Here is a 23,667-nt window from a genome sequence, read left to right as displayed (position 1 = left end):
GTATCCTTCTTTCATAATGAGGTTTGCGTGCGCCGCCGGCCGGCCAGCATCAGTGCCAGGATGGTGACCAGCGGCGGCAGCATGTAGATGACCTGGGTCGGCCAGTTCAGCGCGCCAAGCCGCGTGGCCAGCACGCTGGCGGCGCCGAACAGCAGCGCGGCCGCCAGCACGCCGCGCGGCTTGCGGGCGCCGAGGAACACCGCGGCCAGCGCCAGGAAGCCGCGGCCGGCTGTCATGTCGGCCTGGAACAGCGACAGATAGCCCATGCTCAGATAAATGCCGCCCATGCCGGCCAGCGCTCCGCTGAGCAGCAACGCCGCATACTGCATGCGGCGCACCGGGATGCCGGCCCCCAGCGCAGCGGCGCGGTTTTCGCCGACGGCGCGCAGCCAGGCGCCGTAGCGGGTACGCGACAGGAACAGCGACAGCAATGGCACCAGCGCGAAGGCGGCGATCAGCAGCACATGCTGGCCGTGTCCCGCCTCGCCGTTGACGAGCAACTCGGCCAGGGGCCAGCCGGCCAGGCCGGGCACGTGGACCGACGGCAGCAACGGCGTGTTGATGCCGGCCGTCGAACCCTTGTCGCCGATCAGGGAGACCAGCAGGAACACCGTCAGGCCGGCCGCCAGCAGGTTGATCGCAATGCCGCCGACGATCAGGTCCGCACCCAGCTCCAGATGGAACACCGCCAGCAACGCCGTCAGCAGCAGCGCCGCCAGCAGGCCGGCGGCACAGCCCAGCCAGGGATAGAGCCACGGCGCCAGTCCCGGGAACCAGCGCCCGGCATACAAGGCGCCGATCACGCCGAAGAAGGCGGCGATCAGCATGATGCCTTCAAGCGCCACGTTGACGCACCCGGCCAGTTCGGATACCAGGCCGCCCAGCGCCGCCAGCAGGATGGGAGTGGCCGCGCGCAGCAGCGCGATCAGCAGAAGGACCGCGCCCATGCCGGCCACGCCGCCGGCGGCGGTGATGTCGGCGCTCATCGCGCACCTCCGGTCCAGCGCGCCAGCACATCGCTGACGCGCTTCGGCAGCAGGCGCTCGGCCACCACGAACAGGATGATCAGCGCCTGGATCACCAGCACCGTCTCGCGCGAGACGTCGGTGCTGCGTTCCATGGTCTGCGCGCCGGTGCGCAGCCAGGCGTAGAACAGCGCCGCCCACGGCACCGCGCGCGGATCGTTACGCGCCAACAGCGCCACCAGCAGGCCGTCGTAGCCCAGGCCCGGCGACAGGTCGACCGGCAGCCGCTTGAGCAGGCCGTTGCTGATGTGCAGGCCGGCCAGCGCCGCGAAGGCGCCGCCAGCAGCCATCGACAGCACCACCGCGCGGCCGACCGGCAGGCCGGCCTGCAGCGCAAACGCCGGCGCCGAACCGGTGACGCGGATCTCGTAGCCCAGCGTGGTGCGTGTCAGCAGCAGCGCGGCCGCCGCCACCGCCAGCGGCACGGCGAACAGCAGCGTCGTCACGTTGGTGTGCTCCAGCAGCGGCGAGAACACGGCCGCCGCCGGCAACAGCGGCGTCACCTGATAGCCGGCATGCGGATCGCGCAGCCAGTCGGCGACGGCCAGCCGGTAGAACTGCAGCGCGATCAGGTTGAGCATCAGGCTGGTGACCATTTCGTTGGCGCCGCAGCGGACCTTCAGCAGCCCTGGCAGCAGGCCCCAGGCAAAGCCGGTCAGCACGGCGGCGCAGGCGGCGGCCGGCAGCAGCAGCCACGCCGGACCGCCCAGTTGCAGCCAATACAGGCTGGTGGCGGTGGCGGCCAGCGCGGCCAGGAACATCTGGCCGTCGGCACCCAGCGAAAACTGGCGCGCGCGGAACGGCAGCGCCACCGCCAGGCCGAGGAAGGTCAGCGTGACGGCATCCTCGATGACCGTACCGAAACGCACCATGCGGTGCAGCTGCCAGCCGTGCGCGCGGCTCCAGTCGACATCGGGCAAGGCGCCGGTCAACAGCACCAGGTAGGCGCGCAGCGGCTCGCGGCTGACCAGCGCCGTCATGGCCAGGCCGGCCAGCAGCGCGGCGACCACGGCCAGCGCCAGGCGCCAGCCGCGCGACAACTCGGGTGGCGGCAGCGGCAGCGCGGCCGGTGGCAGCGCCGTCGAGGCCTGGCTCAGGGTTTCGGCCGTCATGCCGCCACCTCGCCGCTGAACGGGGATTCGAGCAGCGCGGCGGCGCCGGACTGGCGCCGCGCGCCGGTCATGTAGGCGCCCAGTTGCGCGGCGGTGGCGCCGCCGTTGAAGTGGCCGACGATCTCGCCCTGCGACAGCACGGCGATCCGGTCCGACAGCTCCAGCACTTCATCGAGATCGGACGAAATCAGCAGCACGGCGGCGCCGCTGTCGCGCAATTCGACCAGGCAGCGGCGCAGCGCCTGCGCCGCGCCGAGGTCGACGCCGCGCGTCGGCTGGCTGGCGATCAGGAAGCGCGGCGCGGCGTCCAGCTCCCGCCCCAGTACGATCTTCTGCATATTGCCGCCGGAGAGAGCGCCGATCGCCTGGCCGGGTCCGCGCGCGGCCACGCCATAGCGCGCCATCAGGCGCTGTGCCATGGCCTGGATGGCTGCGGCGCTCAACCAGCCCATGCGCGACAGGGGCTGTCTGTGGTAGGCGCCGGCGATCGCGTTGTCGGCGATGCTCATGTCCGCGGCGACGCCGTTGTGCAGCCGGTCCTCGGGGATGGCCGCCACGCCGGCGGCACGCGCCGCGCGCACGCCGGCGCCGGTGACGACGCGGCCGTCGAGCAGCGCCTGGCCATGATCGGGCGAGCGCAGGCCGCTCAGCACATCGGCCAGCGCGCCTTGTCCGTTGCCCTCGACCCCGGCGATGCCGAGTATCTCTCCGGCCGCGATCTCGAAGCTGATGCCGTTCAATTGCGCCCTGCCGTCGGGCCGGCGCAGGCCGACGCCGCGCGCGCTGAACAGCGCTGGCGTGCCGGGGCCGCGCTTGCCGGTTCGCTCCACCGTCAACGGCGCCAGCGGACGGCCGACGATCATCTCGGTCAGGCGCGCCGCATCGACGGCGCCGGCGTCGTCCTGGCCCGTCACGCGGCCGCCGCGCAGCACGGTGAAGCGGTCCGACACGTCCAGCACCTCGGTCAGCTTGTGGGTGATCAGCAGCACGGTCAGGCCCTGGGCCGTCAACGCGCGCAAGGCGGCGAACAGCGCCTCGGCTTCGCCCGGCGTCAGCACGGCGGTCGGTTCGTCGAGCAGGATCAGGCTGGCGCCCCGGTACAGCGTCTTGAGTATCTCGACCCGCTGCTGCTCTCCCAGCGACAGGCCGGACACCAGCGCCTGCGGATCGACTTCCAGGCCAAAACGCCGCGACACGGCGCGCACCTGGTCGATGGCGGCCTGGCGGTCGAGCAGGCCGAAGCGCGACGGCTCGCTGCCCAGCACCACGTTCTGTGCCACGGTAAACGACGGCAGCAGTTGCAGGTGCTGCGGCACCAGACCGATGCCGGCCTCGATCGCCTCGCCGGGATCGCGCAGCTGCCGCAGCTGGCCGTCCAGCAGGATGCTGCCGGCGCTCGGCTGTTCCAGCCCGTAGAGCATCTTCATCACCGTCGACTTGCCGGCGCCGTTCTCGCCCACCAGCGCATGGATCTCGCCGCGCCGCACCTGCAGGCTGACGCCATCGCTGGCCAGCGTGCCGTTCGGGTAGCGCTTCGAGACCGCGCGCAATTCCAGGCGCGGCGGCTGAATGTCGTGCATCGTGTGCTTCATGTTCTTTGCGGTCCTCACATCGTCTTGGCGAAAGCGCCGGGCACGCGCACGCGGCCCTGCACAATGGCGTCCTGCAGCGCATCGACTTCGCGCAACAGCGCAGGCGCCGCCGCATCCATCACCTGCGAATGTCGCGCCAGCCGGATGCCGCCCTCGGCCAGGCCGAGCGATTCCGCGCGGCCGTACGGCAGCCGGCCCTCCAGCTGCAAACCGACCGCGCGCAGCAGTCCGGCGTCGACCTCCTTGAGCACCGAAGTGACGATGCCCGCGGCCCGCTGGGGATTGCTGGTGCGGTAAAGCTGGTATTGGTCCATGTCGACGCCGATCACGTAGCGCCTGGCCTCCGCCGCCGCCTCGGTCACGCCCTGGCCGGTCGCGCCGGCGGCGTGGAAGATCAGGCCCGCGCCCTGTCCGAACTGGGCTTTGGCGATCTCCTTGCCCGCGGCCGGATCGGAGAAGGCGTTGGCGTACTGGCTCAGTATCGCGATGCCCGGCACGGCGGCCCTGGCGCCGGCGCCAAAGCCGATGATGAAATCCTCGATCACGGGGAATTGCATGCCGCCCACCACGCCCAGCGCGCTGCCCGCCGGAGCGCCGGGCAGGCCTTGCTGCATCAGGCGCGCCGCCAGGTAGCCGGCCAGGTAGGCGCCTTCGTTCTGGCGGAACAGCATTGAATACACATTGCCGCATTGGCAGGCCGCATAGTCGACCGCCGCGTCGAAGACGATGAAACGGGTCGCCGGGAATTGCGCGGCCAGCTTCTGCACATAGGGAACCATGGTGAAGGTGCCGGCCACCACCACGTCATAGTCGCCGCTGTCGGCCAGGTCGCTGAGCGCCGCCTCCCAGCGCGTGGGATCGGTGCCGCCCTCGATCACCCGGGTCCGCACCGGCAGCGCCGCCGCCACCTGCGCCATGCCGTGCGCGGCCGAGTCGAACATCGACTTGTCGCCACGGGTGCCGTTGATGAACAACGCCACCCGCAACCGCGCGCCGGCCGCCTCCGGCGCATAGGCGCGCCGCCCTGCCCAGGCCAGCGCATACAGCGCCAGCACCAGGAGGCCCAACCAGCACAACTGCCGCAGCAAAAGAAAACCGGCTTGCTTCACAACCCCTCCCAAAGGTGGTCCCTGTCTATATTATGCGACTTCCTGCGGCGCCAGCCGGGATAGCTCAGAAGTGGCTGCGCAGCGTGAAGAAAAGCGTGCGCGGACTGCCGAGGAAATAACGGCCGGAGGTCAGTGGATTGGAGGTGGTCAGCTCCGCCCCCACGCCGCCCAGATAACGCTTGTCGAACAGGTTGTCGACGTTGAAGGACAGCTCGGCGTTGCGGAAGTAGCCCAGGAACTGCCCCTGCGGACGGTAGCTGAGGGACAGCCCCACCAGCGTGTAGGCCGGCATGTACTCGCGCGGATAGGTGGCAGGTCCGCCGGTGACCACGGTATTCGGCACGACGCCGTAGGTGCCGGCGGCCTCGCCCACATATTTGGCGTTGACGGCGGCGCGCCACGCGGCCATCGGTTTCCATACCGCTTCCGCAAAGGCCGAGTGGCGCGGTGCGCCGAGCACCGGATCGCCGGACTTGATGCCTTCGGCCACAGTATCGGCGACGTAGTGCGCATCGTTGTAGGCGGCGTTCGCATACAGCTCATAGGTGTCGCCGGTGGCGCGCGCGGTCAGTTCCAGCCCGCGCGAGCTGATGCCGCCCTGGTTCTGGAAGGTGGTCTTGGCGTCGCGCGAGAAGATGTCGCCGTTCGGATTGCCGTTCTGGATGGAGATGCGGTCGCGATAGTCGATCGAATACGCCGTCAGCGCCAGGCCGTAGCGGTCACGCACCCAGCGCAAACCCAGGTCCTTGTTGATCGAGGTTTCCGGCTTGATGCCGTTCTTGGAATCGACCGCCGCCGTGCCTTCGAAAACGCTGTCGGGAATGGCGCTGAAGTTTTTCGAACCGCTGGCGAAGACTTCCCACTCGTCGGTGATGCGGTACAGCGCGGCGAGCTTGGGCAGCAGCTTGGACGATACCCGCAGCGAACGCGAACCCGCGAACTCCACCGGCGACATATAGGACTCGCTGAAGCGCTGGAAGGTCGCACCGACATCCAGTTCGACGCGGTCGCCCATCAGGCTCATTTTGTCCTGCGCATAGGCCATTGCGGTGTTGGACGTGTAGTGGCGGTCCTGTGTGACGGAATACAGCGCGCTGTCGGCATAGGCTCCGCTCACCTTGGGATCGGTGACGTCGAACCAGTTGCGCACCTTCGCGCGCGTGATGTGCTCGTACCATCCGCCAAGGCGCACGCGATGCACCTCGTCGAAGGTCATCGCCACTTCGGCCAGCGTGCCTTTGCGGTCGATCGCATTGTCGCTGCGGCGGGTGGTCGCCTCGCGCGCGCCCCACGTGCCGACCGGATTCATCGCATACTTGGCCGCCGCCGGGCAGCCCGCCGTCTTCAGCGCCGCGGCGCTGGACCCGGCCGGGATGGACACCGCCGCCACCGGCACCAGGGCGCCGCTGGCCGTGCGCTGATATTGATTCTTGTAGCACTCCTGCACCACCGCCGTCGGCGAGGCGCCCGCCGCGACCACGCTGTACTGCTGGCCATTGCTGGGCAGCTGCTCATACGGGACGTAGAACCAGCCATTGCCGTTCTGCTTGTGCAGATAAGGCTTGAGCGTGAACTTGCCGGTTTCGCCGAAGCGCTGGGTCCAGTCGACGTGAGCCAGCGTATCCTCGCTGTTGATGCCGCGCGTGCCCCGGTAGTTCTGGTCGATGGCCGGGTCGCCGGTCCAGCGGTCGGTCAGCGCGTCGGTGTTCGGATTGCCTTCGAACGTGGCCTTGTAGAACGGCGCCGCGACGGCGCGCAACGCGACCGCGTCGTAGTCATTATCGGAAAAAGAGTTGTAGCTGACGGTGGCGCGCAGGCTGGAGCCGCCGCCCAGATCCTGCAGCACACGCAGGTCGGCGTGCTGGCGGCGGTTGCGGCCGGCCTGCTCTCCGGGCCAGGTGCGCACGTATTCGTGAGAGTAATCCAGGTAGGCGCTGGTCCCCAGCGCCGACTTGCCGCTGTCGACGCGCAGGAATTCGCGCTGGTAGCCGAAGCTGCCGGCCGACAGTTCCACGTCGCCACCGCGCTCCTTGGCCGGATCGCGCGTCTTGTAGTCGATATAGCCGCCCAGCGCCTGGTTCGACGGCGTGCCCAGGTCGCCGGCGGTTTGCGAAGCGTCGACCCGCACCAGGTTGGCCGGTTCGAGCAGGCGGTTCGGCATGGTGCCGCCGTTGGACAGCGTCGATCCGTTCGGGATGCCGTCGACGGAGATGCCGATCTGCTCCTTGTTCAAGCCGCGCATGGTCAAGCGCATCGAGAAGCTGCCCGTCAAGGCGTCGCTGGAGCTGACCTGCAGGCCCGGAACCCGTGCCAGCAGCTTGAGCGGATCGAGGCCCGCAGGCTGCTGCTGTATGGTTTCCTTGTCGATGACGCTATTGGCCCGCGCCTCGCCCTTGCCCATCACATGGCCGGTGACTTCAATCACGGTCGGCGCCTTGTCGTCCGTGCTGACCGCGGCTTCCTGTGCCGCCGCCGGAGCGCCCCACTGCAGCATGGCGGCCGATCCGGCTGCCAGCAATCCGATTCTTCTATACACGATACCCCCTGAGTAATGGACAAATACCTGTTTTTGAACTAATGCTTCCCCATGCATTGAATTGTATAGTGGTACGTACCATTCTTCAATAAAAAAATGCAACACGTTTCATAAAATCTCTGCGTAACATACACAAACAACACAGCGATCAAAAAAATGGTACGAACCAAGATATAATTCCATCATGACCGCCGCGTGACATGTCGGCGTCTCGTGTTAACATGCCGAGCAAAATAACTACCGTCCCTCATACATGAAGGTGAACAGCGTGACCGCCTTTTCAAATTCCACACCGATCTACCGCCAGCTGGCCGACATGCTGCGGATGCAAATTGAATCCGGCCATATCGCCCCCAACGACGCCATTCCGGCCGAACGCGATCTGGCCGCCACGCACGAGGTGAGCCGCGACACTGTCCGCAAGGCCATCAAACTACTGGAAGAACAGGGAGTGCTGTACAGCGACCACGGTCGTGGCACGTTTGCCGCACCCGCTGCGGTGCGCAAGATGTCACGCTTCCTGGACAGCTTTACCGAGGACACCATCAAACGCGGCGGCGTACCTGGACAAAAGATCCTGGTGATGGAGGAGATCATCGCCAGCATGGCCATCGCCAGCCTGCTCAACATCGACAGCGAGACGCCCATCCTGCACCTGAAGCGGCTGCGGCTGATGGATGGCGCGCCTATCGGCATCCAGGATTCCTACGTCCGTCTGCCGCCTGGGGAACAGCTGGCGCGCAAAGACCTGGAGCGGGCCGGTTCGCTGTATCGCCTGCTGGTGGACAAGTTCGGCATCGAGCCGTCGGAGAGCCTTGAAAGCATAGGCGCCATTCCCGCCGGCGCCGAAGAGGTCCAGCTGCTGGGCATCACGGCCGGCACGCCCATTCTGGTATGCGAACGCATCATGCTGTCGAGCCGGCGCGAGCCGGTCGAATACTGCGAGATGAAATATCTTCCGTCCTACCGCTACAAGACCCGCATCAGCAAGTGGAGCATCGGCCAGCCGGCATGACCACTCAACCGGCTACGGCGCCGATCAGGCGCTCCAGCCGGTCGGTATCGTCGCAAAACTGGCGTATGCCTTCGGCCAGTTTGGCGCTGGCCATGGCGTCGCCGTCGAGCATGCGGCGGAACGACTCCTCGTCCACCGGCACACGCTCGATCGCTTCCGCGTCCAAAGCAGCGCGATCGAGCCTGCGCGCCAGCGGCGCCTCCGACTCCCCCAACTGCCCCAGCAACTCGGGACTGACGGTCAGCAGGTCGCAGCCGGCCAGCGCGGCAATCTGCGCCGTGCTGCGAAAGCTCGCCGCCATCACTTCGGTGCGGTGGCCATGCCTGGCGTAGTAATCGAAGATGCGCCTTACCGACAGCACGCCCGGGTCGTCGTCGGCGGCATAGGTCAAGCCGGTATGCTGCCGATACCAATCGCTGATGCGGCCGACAAACGGAGATATCAGCCGGACGCCGGCCTCGGCGCAGGCGGCCGCCTGCGCCAGCCCGAACACCAGCGTCATATTGCAGTGTATGCCGTCGCGTTCGAGCACCTCGGCGGCGCGTATGCCCTCCCAGGTGGCGGCGATTTTTATCAGCACCCGGTCACGCGCGATGCCCGCCGCCTCATAGCGGGCAATCAAGGCCCTGCCCTTTTCCACGGTGCCGGCGCTGTCGAACGCCATGCGCGCGTCGACTTCGGTCGATACCCGCCCCGGGACGATGCGCAGGATCTCCACCCCGAACGCCACCAGCAGATGATCGGCCAGATCCGAGCAGGCCAGGCCCTGGTTGGCTTCCACAACCCGCTCGAGCAGGGGGCGGTAGGCCGGCGCCTGCGCGGCCTTCAGTATCAGCGATGGATTGGTGGTCGCATCGCGCGGCGCGTAGGTCCGCATCGCCAGGAAGTCGCCGGTATCGGCGACAACGACGCTGTATTGTTTGAGCTGGTCCAACTGGTTCATGAAGCTATTCCTTCCGGTGTTCGACAAATGAGGTGGTCGCGATCGGGCCACATATGGCCGGCGAAGAACACCGCCACTTCGGCGCGGAAGCGCGCCTTGACCTCGGCAGGCAGGAAGGCGGCGTCGAAGCTGTTGCAGGCCAGCTGATAGGCGTGACTGGCATCAAGCGGCAGTTCCTCGAAGGCGGCAGCGAAGTTGTCCTCGATATAGCCGCCGAAATATGCCGGATCATCCGAGTTCAGCGTCACGGCCAGGTCGGCGTCCAGCATCCGGCGCAGGTTATGCGAGGCCATGCCGGGAAATACGCGCAACTTGATGTTCGACAGCGGACAAACCGTCAGCGGTATGCGCTGCTCCGCCAGATGTCGCACCAGCGCCGCGTCTTCCAGGCAGCGCACACCGTGGTCGATGCGCTCGACCCTCAGTACGTCGAGCGCGCTCCAGATATAGGCCGGAGGCCCCTCCTCGCCCGCATGCGCGACCAGCCTCAGTCCCAGTTCCCGGCAGCGCGCAAAGACCCGCGCGAATTTTTCCGGTGGATGGCCGCGCTCCGAGGAATCCAGGCCGACACCGATGATGCGCCGCCGGTGCGGCATGGCCAGCTCCAGCGTGGCAAACGCATCATCCTCGCTCAGGTGCCGCAGGAAGCACATGATCAGCGCACTGCTCATGCCCCATGCCGCTTCCGCGTCGTCCTGCGCGCGGCCGATGCCTTCCACCACGGTAGCGAAAGCCACGCCGCGCGCGGTGTGCGTCTGCGGATCGAAAAACATCTCTGCATGCAGCACGTTGCCGGCCCGCGCGCGCAGCAGATAGGCCCAGGTCATGTCGTAAAAATCCTGCTCCGTCAGCAGCACGCTGGCACCCGCATAGTAAATGTCGAGGAAGGATTGCAGGTCGTCGAAGGCATAAGCCTGGCGTACCGCCTCGACCGAGTCCCAGGCCAAAGCGATGCCATTGCGCGCAGCCAGCGCAAACATCAATTCAGGCTCCAGCGTCCCCTCCAGGTGGAGATGCAGTTCGGCCTTGGGCATGCGCCTGGCCAGTTCGGGCAATGTGGTCATCATCGCTATGTCCTTTCGTCGGGCTCAGAAGCGCCGGCTCAGCTGCAGGCCGACGATGCGCGGATTGCTGTCGTTGACGAAGCCGGTCAGGTTGTTGAAGTCGATGCCGCCGATCAGCTGGACGCGGTTGGTGATGTTGCGGCCGAACAGCGCCACCTCGTAGCGGTCGTTGTCCCACTTGTAGCCGACGCGCAGGCCGCCGGTCAGCAAGGGCTTGCCGACGAACTCCTTCGAGCGGTACAACGTGAAATTGACGTCGCTGCGGTACACCCAATCGGTATAGGCAAACAGCTCGCCGTTGCGGTACGGGCGGCTGTAGCGCAGCGTGACATTGCCGGTCCAGCGTGGCGCCTGCGGCAGCGGATTGCCGTCTATGCGCACCAGCCTCGAACCGCCCACGACCACCGTCGGATTGAGTATGGTGCAGGCGGCGCAGGCGCCGACGGTCAGATTGGGGTCGTCGATGCGGGTAAAGTTATAGCTGCCGCCGAACGTCAGCAGCAGGTCGTCGGCGAGATAGGCTTCCAGATCCAGTTCGACGCCGCGCCCCTTGCTTTTCTGAGCGTTCAGCAGGATCGCCGAATTCGACGAGCCGCCGACCGCCGTCAGCTGCAGGCCCTTGACCGTGTAGTCGTAGAGGTCGACCGCCACCCTCGCCCGGCGTTGCAGCAGGTCCGACTTGAAGCCGACTTCATACGAGGTGATGGTTTCCGGCTGCGCCACCGACATCGGATTGAACGTCGCCGCCGGCTGGATGGTGGCGCCGCGGAAGCCGGTGGCGACGCGCGCATACAGGTTGGCGTCCTCATTGAGCTTGTAGACGCCGCTGGCATCCCAGTTGACCTTGGAGACGCTGGTGCCGGTGGCCAGGCCGGCGGATGCGTCGACGTCGCTGCCTCCGTCAGGCTTGTCCGCGCGCTCGGTGTAGAGCTCTTTCTTGTCGTGCGTGTAGCGCAGGCCCGCGCGCAGGTTGACGCGCTCGTTGACATCGTAGTTCAGCGAGCCGAATGCGGCATAGGCGTCGTTCTTTTGGTGCGAGCGGACATCGGCGGTCAGTACCCCGTGGTTCAGCGAGTCGTAGCTGTAGCTGTCGATCCGGTAGCGCTCATCGAAATAAAACAGGCCGGCCTGCCACCGCAGTCCATCCTTCAGGTTCGATTCCAGCCGCAGCTCCTGCGTCAGCTGATGATGACCCGAGGTGCCGTCGGCCGATTCGACCGGAAAGGGGATCAAGCCCGGTCCGGACGGCGGCGCGAACGCGGCGCCCACGCCGCCGTCGATGTCGCCGCGGCTGAACACCCGCACGGTTTCATAACCGGTGATCGAATGCAGCGTCACACCGCCCAGGCGCCATTGCAGGCGCAGGTTGCCGCCGTAGTTTTCCAGGTGCTGCCCATTGTCGCCGTCGGTGGCGGCGCTGGCCACGTCGAAGCCGGGCACCAGCGCGTCGCTGCCCTTCTGGATGATATTGGCGCGGAATACCGAGGCGCTGCCGTTCAGCGTCCGTCCGTGCAGGTTGGCCAACGCGCTGAAATTGGCGTCGGGCTTGTAGGACAGCTGGAAGCGCGCGGCGTTGTCGTTGTAGCCGCCGTAGGCCTTGGCGTCGCCGGTATGGGGATTGCCGATCCAGTTGTCGCGGTGCTCGCCCAGCACCGAGATGCGCGCCGCCAGCCCGTCCCCCATCGGCACATTCAGCGCCGCTTCCAGATTGGCGGTGTTATAGGTGGCATCCGACACCGTCACATAGCCGCCCGGCGTGGACGAGGGCTGGACCGAATTGAACTTGACCACGCCGGCCGGCGTGTTGCGGCCGAACAGCGACCCTTGCGGACCGCGCAGCACTTCGATGCGTTCCAGGTCGAACGCCGGGAAACCCTTCAGCACCGGGCTTTCTAGCACGACGTCGTCGTAGACCAGCGATACCGGCTGCGACGCATTCTGATGGAAATCGACGTTGCCGTAGCCGCGAATGTAGAAGCGCGGATAGGAGCGGCCGAACGACGACTCCACGTTCAGGCTGGGCACGCGGCCCGCCAGCATCTGCATGTCCAGGTTGCCGGAATTCAGCGCAGCCAGCGCCTCGTCCGAGACGATGGATGCCGACACCGGCACGTTCTTGATATTTTCCTGACGCCGCTCGGCGCTCACCGTCACCGTCTGCAACTGCGCCGGCGTCGGCGCAGTCGCCGGTACCGCATCCTGCGCCAGGACCAGGCCGGACGGCGCCAACGCCGCCACGGCCCCGCATATACCCCACGCTTGCCTCAAGATCGTCATGCCCACCACCTCCCTCGCTGTCTTTGATTGATCGAAATAGCCACCTGACAAAACTATATAATGGTACGTACCAATTATCAATAAATTTATTTTATCTTGTATTTTTTGAGCAAATTTCTTGATTTTTGAATTTTTATAAATACAATGGTACGTACCATAAAAAACCAAAGACAATCATGACAGCACTTTTCACGGCACCGTCCTTTATCACCTTCACCGGCATCGACGACAGCGTCCTGCTGCCGGGCATGCTGGCGCTGTCGGCGCGCTATCCGGTCGAATGGGGCGTGTTACTGGATGTGGCACAGGAAGGAGCGCCGCTGTTTCCGCTTCCGGCGGTACGCAGGGCCCTGCAAGGCGCGCCGCTGCGCCTGTCGGCGCACGTGTGCGGCGCGGCGGCCAGGGCCATCGTGGAAGGCGGCGATCCCGGCCTCGACCTGAGCGGCTACGCCCGCATACAGATCAACCACAGCCGCTCCGGCAGCAGCGACAGCGAGATCCGCAACAGCCAGTTGTACGCGGCCCGCAACGGCGTGCGCGCGGCGCTGCAGTGCCAGGGGGAGTTTCCCGTGGATGCACGCGTCGACTGGCTTTACGACGTCTCGTTCGGCACCGGCCAACGGCCGGAGGTATGGCCCGCCATCGGCGCGCGGCAGGCGTTTTGCGGCTATTCGGGAGGATTGAATCCGGACAACGTGGCCGCGGTGCTGGCGCACTTGCCGCTCGACGCCGACACCGCCTACTGGATAGACATGGAGTCCGGCGTGCGCACGGGAAACCGGTTCGACCTCGCCAAATGCGAGGCGGTGTGCCGCATCGTCTTCGGCTCTGCCGAATCGTGACATCCCAGCAGCGGAAACAAGTGTATAAAGACACTATTGCTTTCGCGAAGGAGATCGCCATGTCGTCACAGCCGCTCAACTGCACCTGCTTCATTATCCCGTCGAAAATGTTGCGCAAGCTGGCCGAATCTGCGGCCGTGACGCCTGCCGAACGTCAGTTGCTGCTGGATCAGTGCGAAATATCGGCCCACCTGCGCGGCCAGCGCTCGGTGACGCCGGTCGCGATGGGTATCGCCTCCGCCGGCGAGAAGCGCCGCACCGTCTACGACGCCAGGCACAAGTCCACGCTGCCCGGCAAGCTGGTGCGCGGCGAAGGCGCGGCGGCCGTGGCCGACGTCGCCGTCAACCAGGCTTATGACGGCGCCGGCGCCACCTACGACTTCTACCGCGAAGTACTGAAGCGCAACTCCATCGACAACAAGGGCTTGCGCATCGATTCCACTGTGCATTACCAGAACAAGTTCAACAACGCCTTCTGGAACGGCCAGCAGATGGTCTACGGCGACGGCGACGGCAAGCTGTTCCTCGGCTTCACCGGCGCCATCGACGTTATCGGCCACGAGCTGACGCACGGCGTCACCCAGTACGCGGTGCCGGGCGGCCTGGTCTACGAAAACCAGAGCGGCGCGCTGAACGAGTCGATCTCCGACGTGTTCGGCAGCGTGGTCAAGCAGTGGGCGCTGAAACAGAGCGTCGAACAGGCCGACTGGCTGATCGGCGCCGGCCTGATGGCTCCCGGCGTCGGCAAGGCGCTGCGCTCGATGGCCGATCCGGGCAACCGGGAACTAACCTGGTCCGGCGACGATCAACCCAAGACCATGGCGGGATATGTGGAAGGCGGCGACGTCCACACCAACTCCGGCATACCCAACCACGCGTTTTACGCGGCGGCCGTCGCGCTCAAGGGCAACTCCTGGGACAAGGCGGCGCCGATCTGGTACAAGGCGCTGGGATTGCTGACGTCGAACGCCACGTTTGCCGACATGGCCAAGGCCACCACCCAGGCCGCCACGTTGCTGTACGGCGCCGATTCGGCCGAGCAGCACGCGATACAGGCCGCATGGAAAGTGGTGGGCGTCGTTTAAAGGAGAATGAGATGCTGTTGAAGTTACGATGTACCGGCGGATTTACCGGCCCCGCCGGCGCGCAGACGCGCACGCTGGACCTGGCCCGGCTGCCGAAAGACCAGGCGGCCGAGCTGCAAAGCCTGATCCATGCGACGGATTTTTTCGCGCTGCCGCCTACGCTGACCAAGTCGGCGCCGAAGTCCTGGGATTTTCAATACGACCTGGAAGTCTGCGAAGACGGCAAGCAGCCGCACTGCGTGCGCTATCACCTGGATGAAGCGCCGGCGCCGCTGAAGGAGCTGACGGAAAAGATCAACGAAACCGATCCGGACTAGGCTATCTTCAATTCCGGATAACCGGTGCGCGGGTCCAGCTCGCGCGTGAAGCGCTGGCCGGGCAGCAGCGCCAGCAGCAGCTCCGCCGTGGTGCGCACCAGGCAGCCGGCGCAGACGTGGCCGCCCAGCACCCGCCCCTGCGCATCCGACACCGACATGTGCAGATGCGCGCCGTCGGCCGAGATCGATCCGGCCACGGTCAGGATTTCCAGGTCGCCGCGCAGTTCGTCGGGCTGCGGCAGGCCCGCATAGCGCAGCTGCGCCACGTTCAGGCTGCCGATTCCCTGCAGCACGAAGCCGGCCTCGTGGCCGCTGGCCAGCAAGGCCGCCACCACCGAGGCGCGCAGGTCGTCGCCGGGATTGAGCCGCAGCGCCAGCGTTTGCATCACGCCACCATGCGCGCGAATTCGCCCTGGTCGACCAGCTTCTGCAGGTCGGTGGCGCCGCCGATCAGCGTGCCTTTTACAAAGATCATCGGGAAGGTCGGCCAGCCGGTCCACATTTTCAGCGCGATGCGCGGACGCCATTCGGTGAAGTAGTTGCCGTAGTCGAGGTAGGCGTAAGGCGTGCCCAGGCCGTCGAGGATTTTGCGGGCCTTGCGCGGAAACGGATTGAGTCCCATGCCGACCACGACGACGGTGTTGGCCGCCACGGCCGCCTGCACTTCCGCCACCAGGTCGCGGTGGTAGCCGCTGACATAGTCGCGTACGGCCGGGTGGATATGCGCTTCGTCGAGGATGTTGCGGCTCATCGGGGTATCCCTGTGGTCAAAAACCATAGGTTAGCCGCAACCGGCGCGGCGGCAAAGCCTTTTCCGCGCCGGCCGCCGGGATTACAGCTCCAGCTTGGAGATCTTGGTGCCTTCGAGATTCAGGTTGGCCATCAGGCCGGCGTTGGTCAGCACCAGCGCCTGCACCGGATTGTTGGCGGTGGTGGTGTCGATCTCGCCGTTGGCACCCACTTTCAGCAGCGCCACCGAGCCGTCGACGCCGGCGGTCCAGCCTTTGCTGTTGCGGAATTTATCCAGCGCATCCTTGGTCATGAACAACAGCACCACGGCCTTCGACTGCGCGCCGGCCTGGAAGCCGACCGACACCGACGCCACGCTGTAGTAATCCACCGTCTGGCTGCCGCTATGCAGCACGCCCTTGCCGTACTCGCCGCCCACCACCAGGCCGGCCGCCAGCACGCGCGGGAACACCAGCACGCCGTTGGCCTTGCGCACCAGCTCGCGCGAACCCTTCACTTCCGAATACAGCCGCTCCAGCGTGCTGTGGGCGCCCTGCTCGATCTCCGTGCGGACCGCCGCGGAATCGGCCTTGCCGGACGTGGTGGTGGTAGTGCAGGCGCCGAGGCCCAGGCCAAGCGCCAGGGCGATCGTGGAACGAAGCAGGAAAGTACGTTTTTGCATGGCAGTCTCCAAAATGTGCCGCAGTTGCGGCGTGGCAAACTATTAATTGATTATAAACTCGAGTCGCCCTTCCTCAGCGCACGCCTGACTGCTCTGCCCGGCTTGTTCGAACGCCGAGCACAGGCGATTGCCCTGCGGATCTTCCAGCCTCGGGTGCACGCGCAACAGATAGGTACCGGGACGCCAGGCCGGCGCCGGCGTGAAGCGCCACTCGCGCTCGCCGGACAGCAGCCGCGCCGCACCGGCCACGCGCCGGCCATCCGGTCCCTGCAGCGCGATCAGCGGCGCCGCATCGCCATCGAGCGCGGTGGGAAACGCGACCCGCAGCGGCTGCCTGCTACCCCGTTTGACAGCATGCACCGTCCAGCGCTGGGGATCGATGAGCTGCCGCAAAGGTGGCGCCACACGCCACTGTTTTTCCACCACCCGGCCCAGTTGCGCGTCGGCTATGCGCAGGCGCACGGCCTGGCCGGCGTGCAGCGCCGTCCCCAGCGCCAGGTTCGGGCCGACGCCGGTCTTGATGCGTCCGGGATGCAGCAGCAGCGCCACCGCCCTGCCGTCCGGGTCGGCCAGCGGCAGGTCGAGGAAGGCGCCGTCGATGGGGACGCCGGCGCTGTCGAGCAGGACCACGCGCCGCATGTCCAGCGGCGCGGACAACGGCGTGTCGAGATGCAGCTCGATGCGCAGCAGGTTTTCCGCCACTTCCGGCCCCGACGGCGTGACCAGCACGCCGGCTATCACCAGTCCCGGCAGCAGCAGCGCCAGCACCCCGGCGCTAGCGCGCCAGTTCAGGATAGCCCTCCAGGCCGCGCGCATATTTGTGGAAATCGCGGAACTTGTCGCCGTCCGGATATTTGTAGTCGGGGAAGTCGTATTCGTTGACGAAATCGCTCAGGCGCAGGTAGGCCCCCTTGGGGATAGAGACCAGCTGCATATTGCCGCTCGCATCCTCGCGCCGCAGCGCCAGCAGCAACCCGGCGTTCAGGTTATCGATGCGCATCACCGGCGCCAGCGGCGTCATCATCCCTTTCACGCCGAGATAAGGCTTGGCCGGCCAGTCGATCGGCGTGGTCACGCCGGGCGCGCCGGCGGCGGCGCCCAGGTCGGACGCCGTCATCAGGTCGGCCGAGCGGCTGGAATTGGCCAGCAGCGCATACTCGACGTCGCCCTGCCTGAAGGTGACCAGGCCGTTCGGCGCGCTGCCCCAGCCCATCTCCCCCACCGTCTTGGCGACGATGTGGGCGCCGTCCTTCAGGTCCTTGAGCGGGATGATCACCAGCGGCGTGCAGGTGTAGGCGGCCAGCAGCGACGGCTCGCCTGCGATGGTCATCACCGCCATGCTGCGGATCGGCGCCCGCGTCTCGATCTCGTTGTGCACCGGGTGGTACATCTCGATGGTGGTGGCCTGGGCCTTGCCGCTGAACGGGTAGTCGTACACCCGCAGGGTCGAGGCGAAGCTGCGGTTGGACAGGCCTGCCACGTAGAGCTTGTTCTGGTGGAAGCGCATGTCGGTGACGGTCAGCGTTTGCGCAGGCAGGTCGCGCCAGAAGGCCAGGTCGGCCGACGGCGCGTCGGTGATCGCGGCCGAGCTGGCGCTACTGACCGCCTTGGCCAGGTCGAGCCGCGCCACCTTGCCGCTAGCGTCGATGCTGACGATGGCCGGCGACGACTTGCCCTTGGCGCCGCGCACCGTCAGCGCGACAAAGGCCAGCTCGCTGTCGGGCTGCACCACCAGGTCCTCGAAGCGCAGCGCCGACGGCGCCACGCCGAGCGCCCTGGCGATCGGCGCCTGCACGTCCATCAGGTTGAAGGTCTTGCCGGCCGCCCTGGCCGGCGCCGCGACCGGCAGCGCGTAGATGCGCGCACCCTTCCAGTCGGCCACGAACAGGGTGCCGGCGCCGCCAAAGGCGAGCTTGGTGGCGGACTGCATGGCGGCAGGCGCCGCATGGCTGGAGGCCGCGACGCAGCCCGCCAGCAGCACGGCCGCCGCACGGGCCGCTATCGGGCGCCGGATGAACCGCGATACGAAAAGAAAAACGGGAGTGCGGACCAGTTGCTGCATGTGAGCCTCCGATGGTGGTCGCCGAAAATCAGCTTGACCAGCCTAGCACCCGCTGCGCTCAGCGTCCATCCGCCTTAGGGAGGGCCGCACAACGCTCAACGGCCGCCGAACGCCAGCCGTTTGCCTTCGCGCAGCATGCCGGCGAAGTCGGCCGCCGGTATCGGCTGGCTGAACAGATAGCCTTGCAGCTGGTCGCAACCGAGCTCGCGCAGGAAGCTCATCTGCTCGGCCGTCTCCACGCCCTCGGCCACGATTTCCTGGCGCAGCTGCTGCGCCATGGTGACGATGGCGCGCGCGATCGCGCAATCGTTTTCTTCGTAAGGCAAGCCGATGACGAAGGAACGGTCGATCTTCAGCGTGCTGATCGGGAACTTCTTCAGATAAGCCAGGCTTGAATAGCCGGTGCCGAAGTCGTCCAGCGCCAGCGCCATCCCCATCGCCACCAGCTCGTTCATGATGGCGATCACATTGTCGGTGCCGCGCACCAGCAGGCTCTCGGTGATTTCCAGGTTGATCTGGTCCGGCTGCACGCCGTGCCGCTCCAGCACCGCCGCGATGCGCTTGGGCAGCTGGCTGTCGAACTGCCGCGCCGACAGGTTGACGGCGATGGGCGGCATGATCAGGTTGGCGTCCTTCCACTCGCGCACCTGGCGGCAGGCTTCCTCCAGCACCCAGGTGCCGAGGTCGAGTATCAGCCCGGTCTCTTCCGCCACCGGGATGAACACGCCCGGCGACACCAGCCCGCGCACCGGATGGCGCCAGCGCAGCAGCGCCTCGGCGCCGACGATGCGACCGCTGCGCAGGCTGACCTTGGGCTGGTAGTACAGCATCAGCTCGTTGTTGAGCAACGCCTGCCGCAGCTCGCTCTCGATGCGCAGGTGCTCCTTGGCGCGCTGGTTCATTTCCTCGCTGTAGAACAGGAAGCCGGACTCGATGTTCTGCGCGGCCTTGCTCATCGCCACGTCGGAGTAGCGTATCAGGGTCGGCACGTCGGTGCCGTCTTCGGTGTACACGGTGATGCCGATGTGCGCGCCCACCTGCAGGCTGTGCGAGGCCAGCACGATCGGCTGCGCCAGCGCGGCCAGCAGCTTTTGCGCGACGATGGCGGCGTGCTCGCGCTTCTCGATATGCAGCAGCGCCACGGCGAACTTGTGGCCGTCGAGCCGCGCCAGCACGTCGGCCTCGCGCAGCGACAGGCGGAACAGGCGGCCGATCTCGCACAGCAGGTCGTTGCCGATGTCGTGGCCCAGCGTGTCGCTGATGGCGCCGATGCGGGTGATGTCGATGACCAGCAGCGCGCCGTGTTCCTTCGAGCGCTTGGTCTCGGTCAGCGCCTGGCTGACCAGCTGGTTCAGCAGGCACAGGTTGGGCAGGCCGGTCAGCGAGTCGTAATTGGCCATGCGCTGCATGCGCGCCTCGGCGTCCTTGTGCACGCTGATGTCGGAAAACAGCGAGAAGGTATGGCTGATCTTGCCCTGCTCGTCGCGCACCACGCTGATGGTCACCGACTGCGGAAACAGCTCGCCGTTCTTGCGCTTGCCGATGATCTCGCCGCGCCACGGACCCTCGCCCTGCATCGCCGAGCGCACCTTGGCGCGGAACTCGGCGTCGTGCACGCCGGAGCGCAGCAGGTCGGGCGTCTTGCCTATCGATTCTTCCGGCGTGTAGCCGGTGATGCGGGTGAACGAGGAATTGATCGAGACGATGCGTTCATGCGCGTCGGTGATCAGCACGCCCTGGTCGCTGTCCTCGATGATGCGGGCGTGCAGGTGGATCTTGTCCGCATCGGACAGCGCCTCGTCCACCTGCGCCAGCCGCACCAGCATGCCGACCGGATCGCCGGCCTCGTCGTGGCGCAGCGTGATGTGCAGCTGGACCCAGATGATTTCGCCGCTCTTCTTGCGGCGCCGCACTTCGGTGTGGGCGCCGCCGTATCCACCTTCCTTGCCGTCGTCCTCGAAAAACAGTTCGGCGATATTGCCGTCGTCGTCGTCCTCGGCGTACAGGAACAGGATGTGCTGGCCCAGCGCCTCGGCGGCCGCGTAGCCGAACATCTGCTGCGCGCCAAGGCTCCATGCGGTCAGGTAGCCGGTCAAGTCCAGCTCCAGCACGGCGTCGCCTGCATCGGCATCCGGCTCGGCCAGCCCGCGCGCCTCGGCAAGCGCGGCGTCCAGCGCGGCCAGCGTGCGTGTCAGCGCCTCGCCCGATTCGCTGCGGGCTTGCTGGCTCAGTGCGAGGCAACGCTCGATCGCGTCACGCATGGGCGGATCCCGTCTTGCCGGCCGCCACGCCCTGCATCCACAGGTAGGAGTCGGCAAGTATCTGGTTGAAGCTGTCGGGCTCGATCTGCAGCGCCTGCAGGCATTCGGTCAGGCAGGCGGCGTCGCCGCGTTCGGCAGCCTCCACCACGCACAGCAGCTGGCCCAGTTCGCCGTCGCGCATCAGCAGCGCCTGCTGCACCGCCTCGCTGATGGTCAGCGGCTGCAGCACCTCGGCCAGCGGGATGCCGAACAACACGCCCAGCAGCGAGAACATGCCGGTCATGAAAGCCTGCTCCTGATGCGATTTGTCCTGCCCGGCTGCCTTGGCCAGCAGCTCCATGGCGCGCGCCCGCACCGACACCCGCGCCAGCAGCATGGCCGAGCGCTGGTCCGCTTCGCGCGACGAGAACAGCATCAGGTTGAGCCAGCGCCGCAGCTGCGAACGCCCGAGTATCAGGATGGCCTGCGAAAAACTGGTGACGCGGCGGCCGGTGCCCATGCCCAGCGAATTAACCAGCCGCAGCAGGTGGTAGGACAGCGTCGGATCCTGGCGCAGCAGCGCCTCGATTTCGTGGGTGTCGGCGTCGGCCGAGACCAGTTGCACCAGCTTCATCGCCAGCGCGCGCGAGGCGGCCTGGTTGCCGACCGGCTTGGGCGGGGGCGCCAGGAACCAGTCGCCCTCGACCCAGGCGACCGCCGCCGGCAGGTCGGCGCTCCAAGCGCTGTCGACGCGTTGGATCTTGTCGGCGGTCAGCGGTTTCCAGCCGGCCTCGTCAAGCACCTGGTGGACGGCGTCGGCCTGGCCGGCGCGGTAGTAGCAGCCCATGCTGCCGCCCGCCAGCTCCTGCAGGGCGGCCAAAGGCACCGCTTCCGGCTGCTCCAGGCCTGCGACATCGAACAGCAGCGCCGCCGGAGTACCGTGACGGTCGGCCAGGGGATGCAAGAACACAGGTGGCATGGCGGTCGAGGCGGTCATGATATTGTTCCAGCGAAAGCAATCTGCGATCCCGCTATGGTACTCCGAAATTATTGGCATTTGCCAACATTATGCCGCGTAAGCCCGCAATTCACGCGCCCGATCCGTGTTCTGTATCAAACGGCGAGCTGGTGATGGGGCAAATGCCCCACCAGCCGCTCGAACAGGCCGGGCCGGACCATGCGATCTATCCACCACTTCAGCGCGGCGCCGTTTTCGCCGCTGCGCCACGCCAGGTAGAAGGTTTCCGCCGGTTTCGGCTCGTCCACCTGCTTTTCCACCAGCAAGCCGGCGGCGATGGCGGCGCGGGCGCAGGGCTCGGGCAGGAAGCCGAAGCCCATGCCGGCCAGTTGGTACTGGAACTTGGTTCGCATGTCGGGCACGGTCAGCGTGTCCTGGCCCAGCAGCAGGCCGACGGTGCGTGGCGCCATCTGTCGCGCCGAATCGGCCACGCTGACGGCGCGGTATTGCTGCAGCTGGACGCGGTCGAGGCTGCCTTCGACGGCGGCCAGCGGGTGCCCGGGCGCCACCGCGAACACGAAACCGATCTTGCCGATGGCTTGGGACACGTAGCCGCCGCCGGCCGGACCGTCGCCGGCCACGCCGACCAGCAGATCGGCGCGCCGGTCCAGCAGCGCCTCCCAGGTGCCGGACAGCGCCTCCTGCACGATGCGCAGCCGGGTCTGCTGGGCGACGTCGTAGAAGGCCTTGATATCGTCGTGGAACATGCAGGCCGAGAACATCGAATCCATGCCGACCGCCAGCTCGGTCTCCCAGCCGGAGGCCACGCGGCGCACCCTGTGTTCCAGGTCCTGCGCCGCCTTCAGCAGGTAGCGCCCCTCTTTCAGCAGCTCGACGCCGGCCGGCGTCAGCACGACGCGCGGGCCGTTGCGCTCGAACACCTGCACGCCGAGGTCGTCCTCCAGCTTGCTGACGGTGTAGGAAATCGTCGACGGCACGCGGTGCAACTCCTTGCCGGCCGCCGAGAACGATCCGCGGCGGTCGATCGCATCGACAATCTGCAGCGCTTCCAGGCTCAGTCTTAGCATTCGATTTTTTCGATAGTAAAAGGGTAAATTTTCCGTTTTTTCATTCCGAATCACAGGCGTACACTGTGATTCATGGATGCGAAATTATCGCACATTAACAAACTAGAAACGGAGCCCCATCATGTTGCAAATTCGTAAAAGTGAAGCACGCGGCGTCGCCAACCACGGCTGGCTGCAGTCGCGCCACACCTTCTCGTTCGGCAGCTATCACGATCCGGAACATGTCGGCTTCGGTCCGCTGCTGGTGATCAACGAAGACCAGGTGCAGGCCGGCCAGGGCTTCGGCACCCACGGCCACCGCGACATGGAAATCATCTCCTACGTGCTGAGCGGCGCGCTGGAGCACAAGGACAGCATGGGCACCGGCTCGGTGCTGCACTACGGCGACGTCCAGCGCATGAGCGCCGGCAACGGCGTGCGTCACAGCGAGTTTAACCATTCGCGCAGCGAGCAAGTGCATTTCCTGCAAATCTGGATCCAGCCCAACGTGACCGGCATTCCTCCGAGCTACGAGGAAAAGAACTTCACGCCTGAGAGCAAACTGGGCCAGTTGCGCCTGATCGCCTCCAGCGACGGCCGCGAAGGCTCGGTGCTGATCCACCAGGATGCGGCGATCTACGCCACCATCATGACCGCGGGCGACAGCCTGAAGCATGAGCTGGCCGCCGGGCGCAATGCGTATGTCCACGTGATCCGTGGCGAGGTCAGCGTCAACGGCGTGGCGCTGCAGGGCGGCGATGCGCTGAAGATCACCGCGGAGACGCTGGTGACCTTGCAGGACGCCAAAGCGGCCGAAGTGCTGGTGTTTGACTTGCCAAACTGAGGTTCCGTCCCAAGCTAGAGACTGGCCTAAAATAAATTTCCGCCAGTTTTGGTATCATGAAGGGGGGGGGCCGGGGGGGGGGGGACCCCCCCGGGGGGGGTTTTTTGTTTTTTTTTTAATAAAAAAAATGAAAAAGGATTTTGGGGGGGGCGCGAACCCCCCCCAAAA

21 protein-coding genes are annotated in these 23,667 nt (G+C 66.3%); 5 read left to right on the top strand and 16 right to left on the bottom strand.

Features of this window, described 5'->3' with window-relative positions:
• Positions 1 to 11: 11 nt before the first annotated feature.
• The 5 genes from ACCD07_RS16605 to ACCD07_RS16585 all read right to left on the bottom strand — a co-directional run bounded on the left by ACCD07_RS16605 (position 12) and on the right by ACCD07_RS16585 (position 7,374).
• Positions 12 to 986, bottom strand: coding sequence for an ABC transporter permease (locus ACCD07_RS16605; protein ID WP_176651771.1), 975 nt, complete (start codon positions 984 to 986; stop codon positions 12 to 14).
• Positions 983 to 2,137, bottom strand: coding sequence for an ABC transporter permease (locus ACCD07_RS16600; RefSeq protein WP_413447977.1), 1,155 nt, complete (start codon positions 2,135 to 2,137; stop codon positions 983 to 985). The genes ACCD07_RS16605 and ACCD07_RS16600 overlap by 4 nt, the downstream gene beginning before the upstream one ends.
• Complete coding sequence (locus ACCD07_RS16595; protein WP_413447976.1) at positions 2,134 to 3,729, bottom strand: ABC transporter ATP-binding protein; 1,596 nt, start codon at positions 3,727 to 3,729, stop codon at positions 2,134 to 2,136. Before ACCD07_RS16595 ends, ACCD07_RS16600 begins: the two co-directional genes overlap by 4 nt.
• 14 nt (positions 3,730 to 3,743) lie before the next feature.
• Positions 3,744 to 4,838, bottom strand: coding sequence for a BMP family lipoprotein (locus ACCD07_RS16590; RefSeq protein WP_413447975.1), 1,095 nt, complete (start codon positions 4,836 to 4,838; stop codon positions 3,744 to 3,746).
• A gap of 64 nt (positions 4,839 to 4,902) precedes the next feature.
• Positions 4,903 to 7,374, bottom strand: a complete 2,472-nt coding sequence (locus ACCD07_RS16585; protein ID WP_413447974.1) for a TonB-dependent receptor — start codon at positions 7,372 to 7,374, stop codon at positions 4,903 to 4,905.
• Positions 7,375 to 7,642: 268 nt separating this feature from the next.
• On the opposite strand from ACCD07_RS16585, the gene ACCD07_RS16580 reads away from it, so the two are divergent.
• The gene (locus tag ACCD07_RS16580) at positions 7,643 to 8,389 is read left to right on the top strand and encodes a GntR family transcriptional regulator (protein ID WP_413447973.1); all 747 of its coding nucleotides are present in this window, start codon (positions 7,643 to 7,645) and stop codon (positions 8,387 to 8,389) included.
• A 4-nt stretch (positions 8,390 to 8,393) separates the two neighbouring features.
• Here ACCD07_RS16580 and tal read toward each other — a convergent pair whose 3' ends face one another.
• From tal to ACCD07_RS16565, 3 genes are read right to left on the bottom strand one after another with little or no spacing between them, the layout of a single operon-like run.
• A complete protein-coding gene (tal, locus tag ACCD07_RS16575) occupies positions 8,394 to 9,332 on the bottom strand; it encodes a transaldolase (RefSeq protein ID WP_413447972.1) in 939 nt (312 codons plus the stop codon).
• Positions 9,329 to 10,399, bottom strand: coding sequence for an adenosine deaminase (locus ACCD07_RS16570; RefSeq protein ID WP_413447971.1), 1,071 nt, complete (start codon positions 10,397 to 10,399; stop codon positions 9,329 to 9,331). The genes tal and ACCD07_RS16570 overlap by 4 nt, the downstream gene beginning before the upstream one ends.
• 21 nt (positions 10,400 to 10,420) lie before the next feature.
• The gene (locus ACCD07_RS16565; protein WP_413447970.1) at positions 10,421 to 12,673 is read right to left on the bottom strand and encodes a TonB-dependent receptor; all 2,253 of its coding nucleotides are present in this window, start codon (positions 12,671 to 12,673) and stop codon (positions 10,421 to 10,423) included.
• Between the two features lie 176 nt (positions 12,674 to 12,849).
• On the opposite strand from ACCD07_RS16565, the gene ACCD07_RS16560 reads away from it, so the two are divergent.
• Genes ACCD07_RS16560 through ACCD07_RS16550 form a run of 3 tightly spaced genes read left to right on the top strand, consistent with a single transcriptional unit; the run spans position 12,850 to position 14,917 of the window.
• The gene (locus ACCD07_RS16560; protein ID WP_413447969.1) at positions 12,850 to 13,515 is read left to right on the top strand and encodes a hypothetical protein; all 666 of its coding nucleotides are present in this window, start codon (positions 12,850 to 12,852) and stop codon (positions 13,513 to 13,515) included.
• A gap of 59 nt (positions 13,516 to 13,574) precedes the next feature.
• Positions 13,575 to 14,600 (top strand): M4 family metallopeptidase, encoded by a 1,026-nt coding sequence (locus ACCD07_RS16555; RefSeq protein ID WP_176651779.1) that lies wholly within the window; start codon positions 13,575 to 13,577, stop codon positions 14,598 to 14,600.
• Between the two features lie 11 nt (positions 14,601 to 14,611).
• Positions 14,612 to 14,917, top strand: a complete 306-nt coding sequence (locus tag ACCD07_RS16550; RefSeq protein ID WP_176651780.1) for a protealysin inhibitor emfourin — start codon at positions 14,612 to 14,614, stop codon at positions 14,915 to 14,917.
• Here the strand turns inward: ACCD07_RS16550 and ACCD07_RS16545 are convergent.
• From ACCD07_RS16545 to ACCD07_RS16510, 8 genes are all read right to left on the bottom strand, one after another.
• Positions 14,914 to 15,303 (bottom strand): PPC domain-containing DNA-binding protein, encoded by a 390-nt coding sequence (locus ACCD07_RS16545; protein ID WP_176652140.1) that lies wholly within the window; start codon positions 15,301 to 15,303, stop codon positions 14,914 to 14,916. The two genes, ACCD07_RS16550 and ACCD07_RS16545, sit on opposite strands and share 4 nt — an antisense overlap.
• The gene (locus ACCD07_RS16540; protein ID WP_176651781.1) at positions 15,303 to 15,668 is read right to left on the bottom strand and encodes a glutaredoxin; all 366 of its coding nucleotides are present in this window, start codon (positions 15,666 to 15,668) and stop codon (positions 15,303 to 15,305) included. Before ACCD07_RS16540 ends, ACCD07_RS16545 begins: the two co-directional genes overlap by 1 nt.
• 81 nt (positions 15,669 to 15,749) lie before the next feature.
• The gene (locus tag ACCD07_RS16535; RefSeq protein WP_176651782.1) at positions 15,750 to 16,328 is read right to left on the bottom strand and encodes a YSC84-related protein; all 579 of its coding nucleotides are present in this window, start codon (positions 16,326 to 16,328) and stop codon (positions 15,750 to 15,752) included.
• Positions 16,329 to 16,370: 42 nt separating this feature from the next.
• On the bottom strand, positions 16,371 to 17,144 hold the full coding sequence (locus ACCD07_RS16530) for a hypothetical protein (RefSeq protein WP_413447968.1): 774 nt from the start codon (positions 17,142 to 17,144) through the stop codon (positions 16,371 to 16,373).
• Positions 17,104 to 18,390: a hypothetical protein gene (locus ACCD07_RS16525; protein WP_413447967.1), complete on the bottom strand. Its 1,287-nt coding sequence runs from the start codon at positions 18,388 to 18,390 to the stop codon at positions 17,104 to 17,106. Before ACCD07_RS16525 ends, ACCD07_RS16530 begins: the two co-directional genes overlap by 41 nt.
• A 95-nt stretch (positions 18,391 to 18,485) precedes the next feature.
• Positions 18,486 to 20,651 carry a putative bifunctional diguanylate cyclase/phosphodiesterase gene (locus ACCD07_RS16520; RefSeq protein WP_176651784.1) on the bottom strand — a complete coding sequence of 722 codons (2,166 nt, stop codon included), beginning with the start codon at positions 20,649 to 20,651 and terminating at the stop codon, positions 18,486 to 18,488.
• Complete coding sequence (locus ACCD07_RS16515) at positions 20,644 to 21,627, bottom strand: EAL and HDOD domain-containing protein (RefSeq protein WP_353402932.1); 984 nt, start codon at positions 21,625 to 21,627, stop codon at positions 20,644 to 20,646. The genes ACCD07_RS16520 and ACCD07_RS16515 overlap by 8 nt, the downstream gene beginning before the upstream one ends.
• A gap of 116 nt (positions 21,628 to 21,743) precedes the next feature.
• On the bottom strand, positions 21,744 to 22,676 hold the full coding sequence (locus tag ACCD07_RS16510; RefSeq protein ID WP_176651786.1) for a LysR family transcriptional regulator: 933 nt from the start codon (positions 22,674 to 22,676) through the stop codon (positions 21,744 to 21,746).
• A 121-nt stretch (positions 22,677 to 22,797) separates the two neighbouring features.
• Here ACCD07_RS16510 and ACCD07_RS16505 point away from each other — a divergent pair, with 121 nt between their 5' ends.
• Positions 22,798 to 23,499, top strand: a complete 702-nt coding sequence (locus ACCD07_RS16505) for a pirin family protein (protein ID WP_176651787.1) — start codon at positions 22,798 to 22,800, stop codon at positions 23,497 to 23,499.
• Positions 23,500 to 23,667: the final 168 nt, after the last annotated feature.

The sequence above is a fragment of the Duganella sp. Dugasp56 genome, from assembly GCF_047304105.1.
Lineage (GTDB): Bacteria > Pseudomonadota > Gammaproteobacteria > Burkholderiales > Burkholderiaceae_D > Rugamonas > Rugamonas hordei.
Note: the sequence above shows the minus strand (reverse complement) of the source record. Positions and strands in the feature narration are given on the sequence as shown.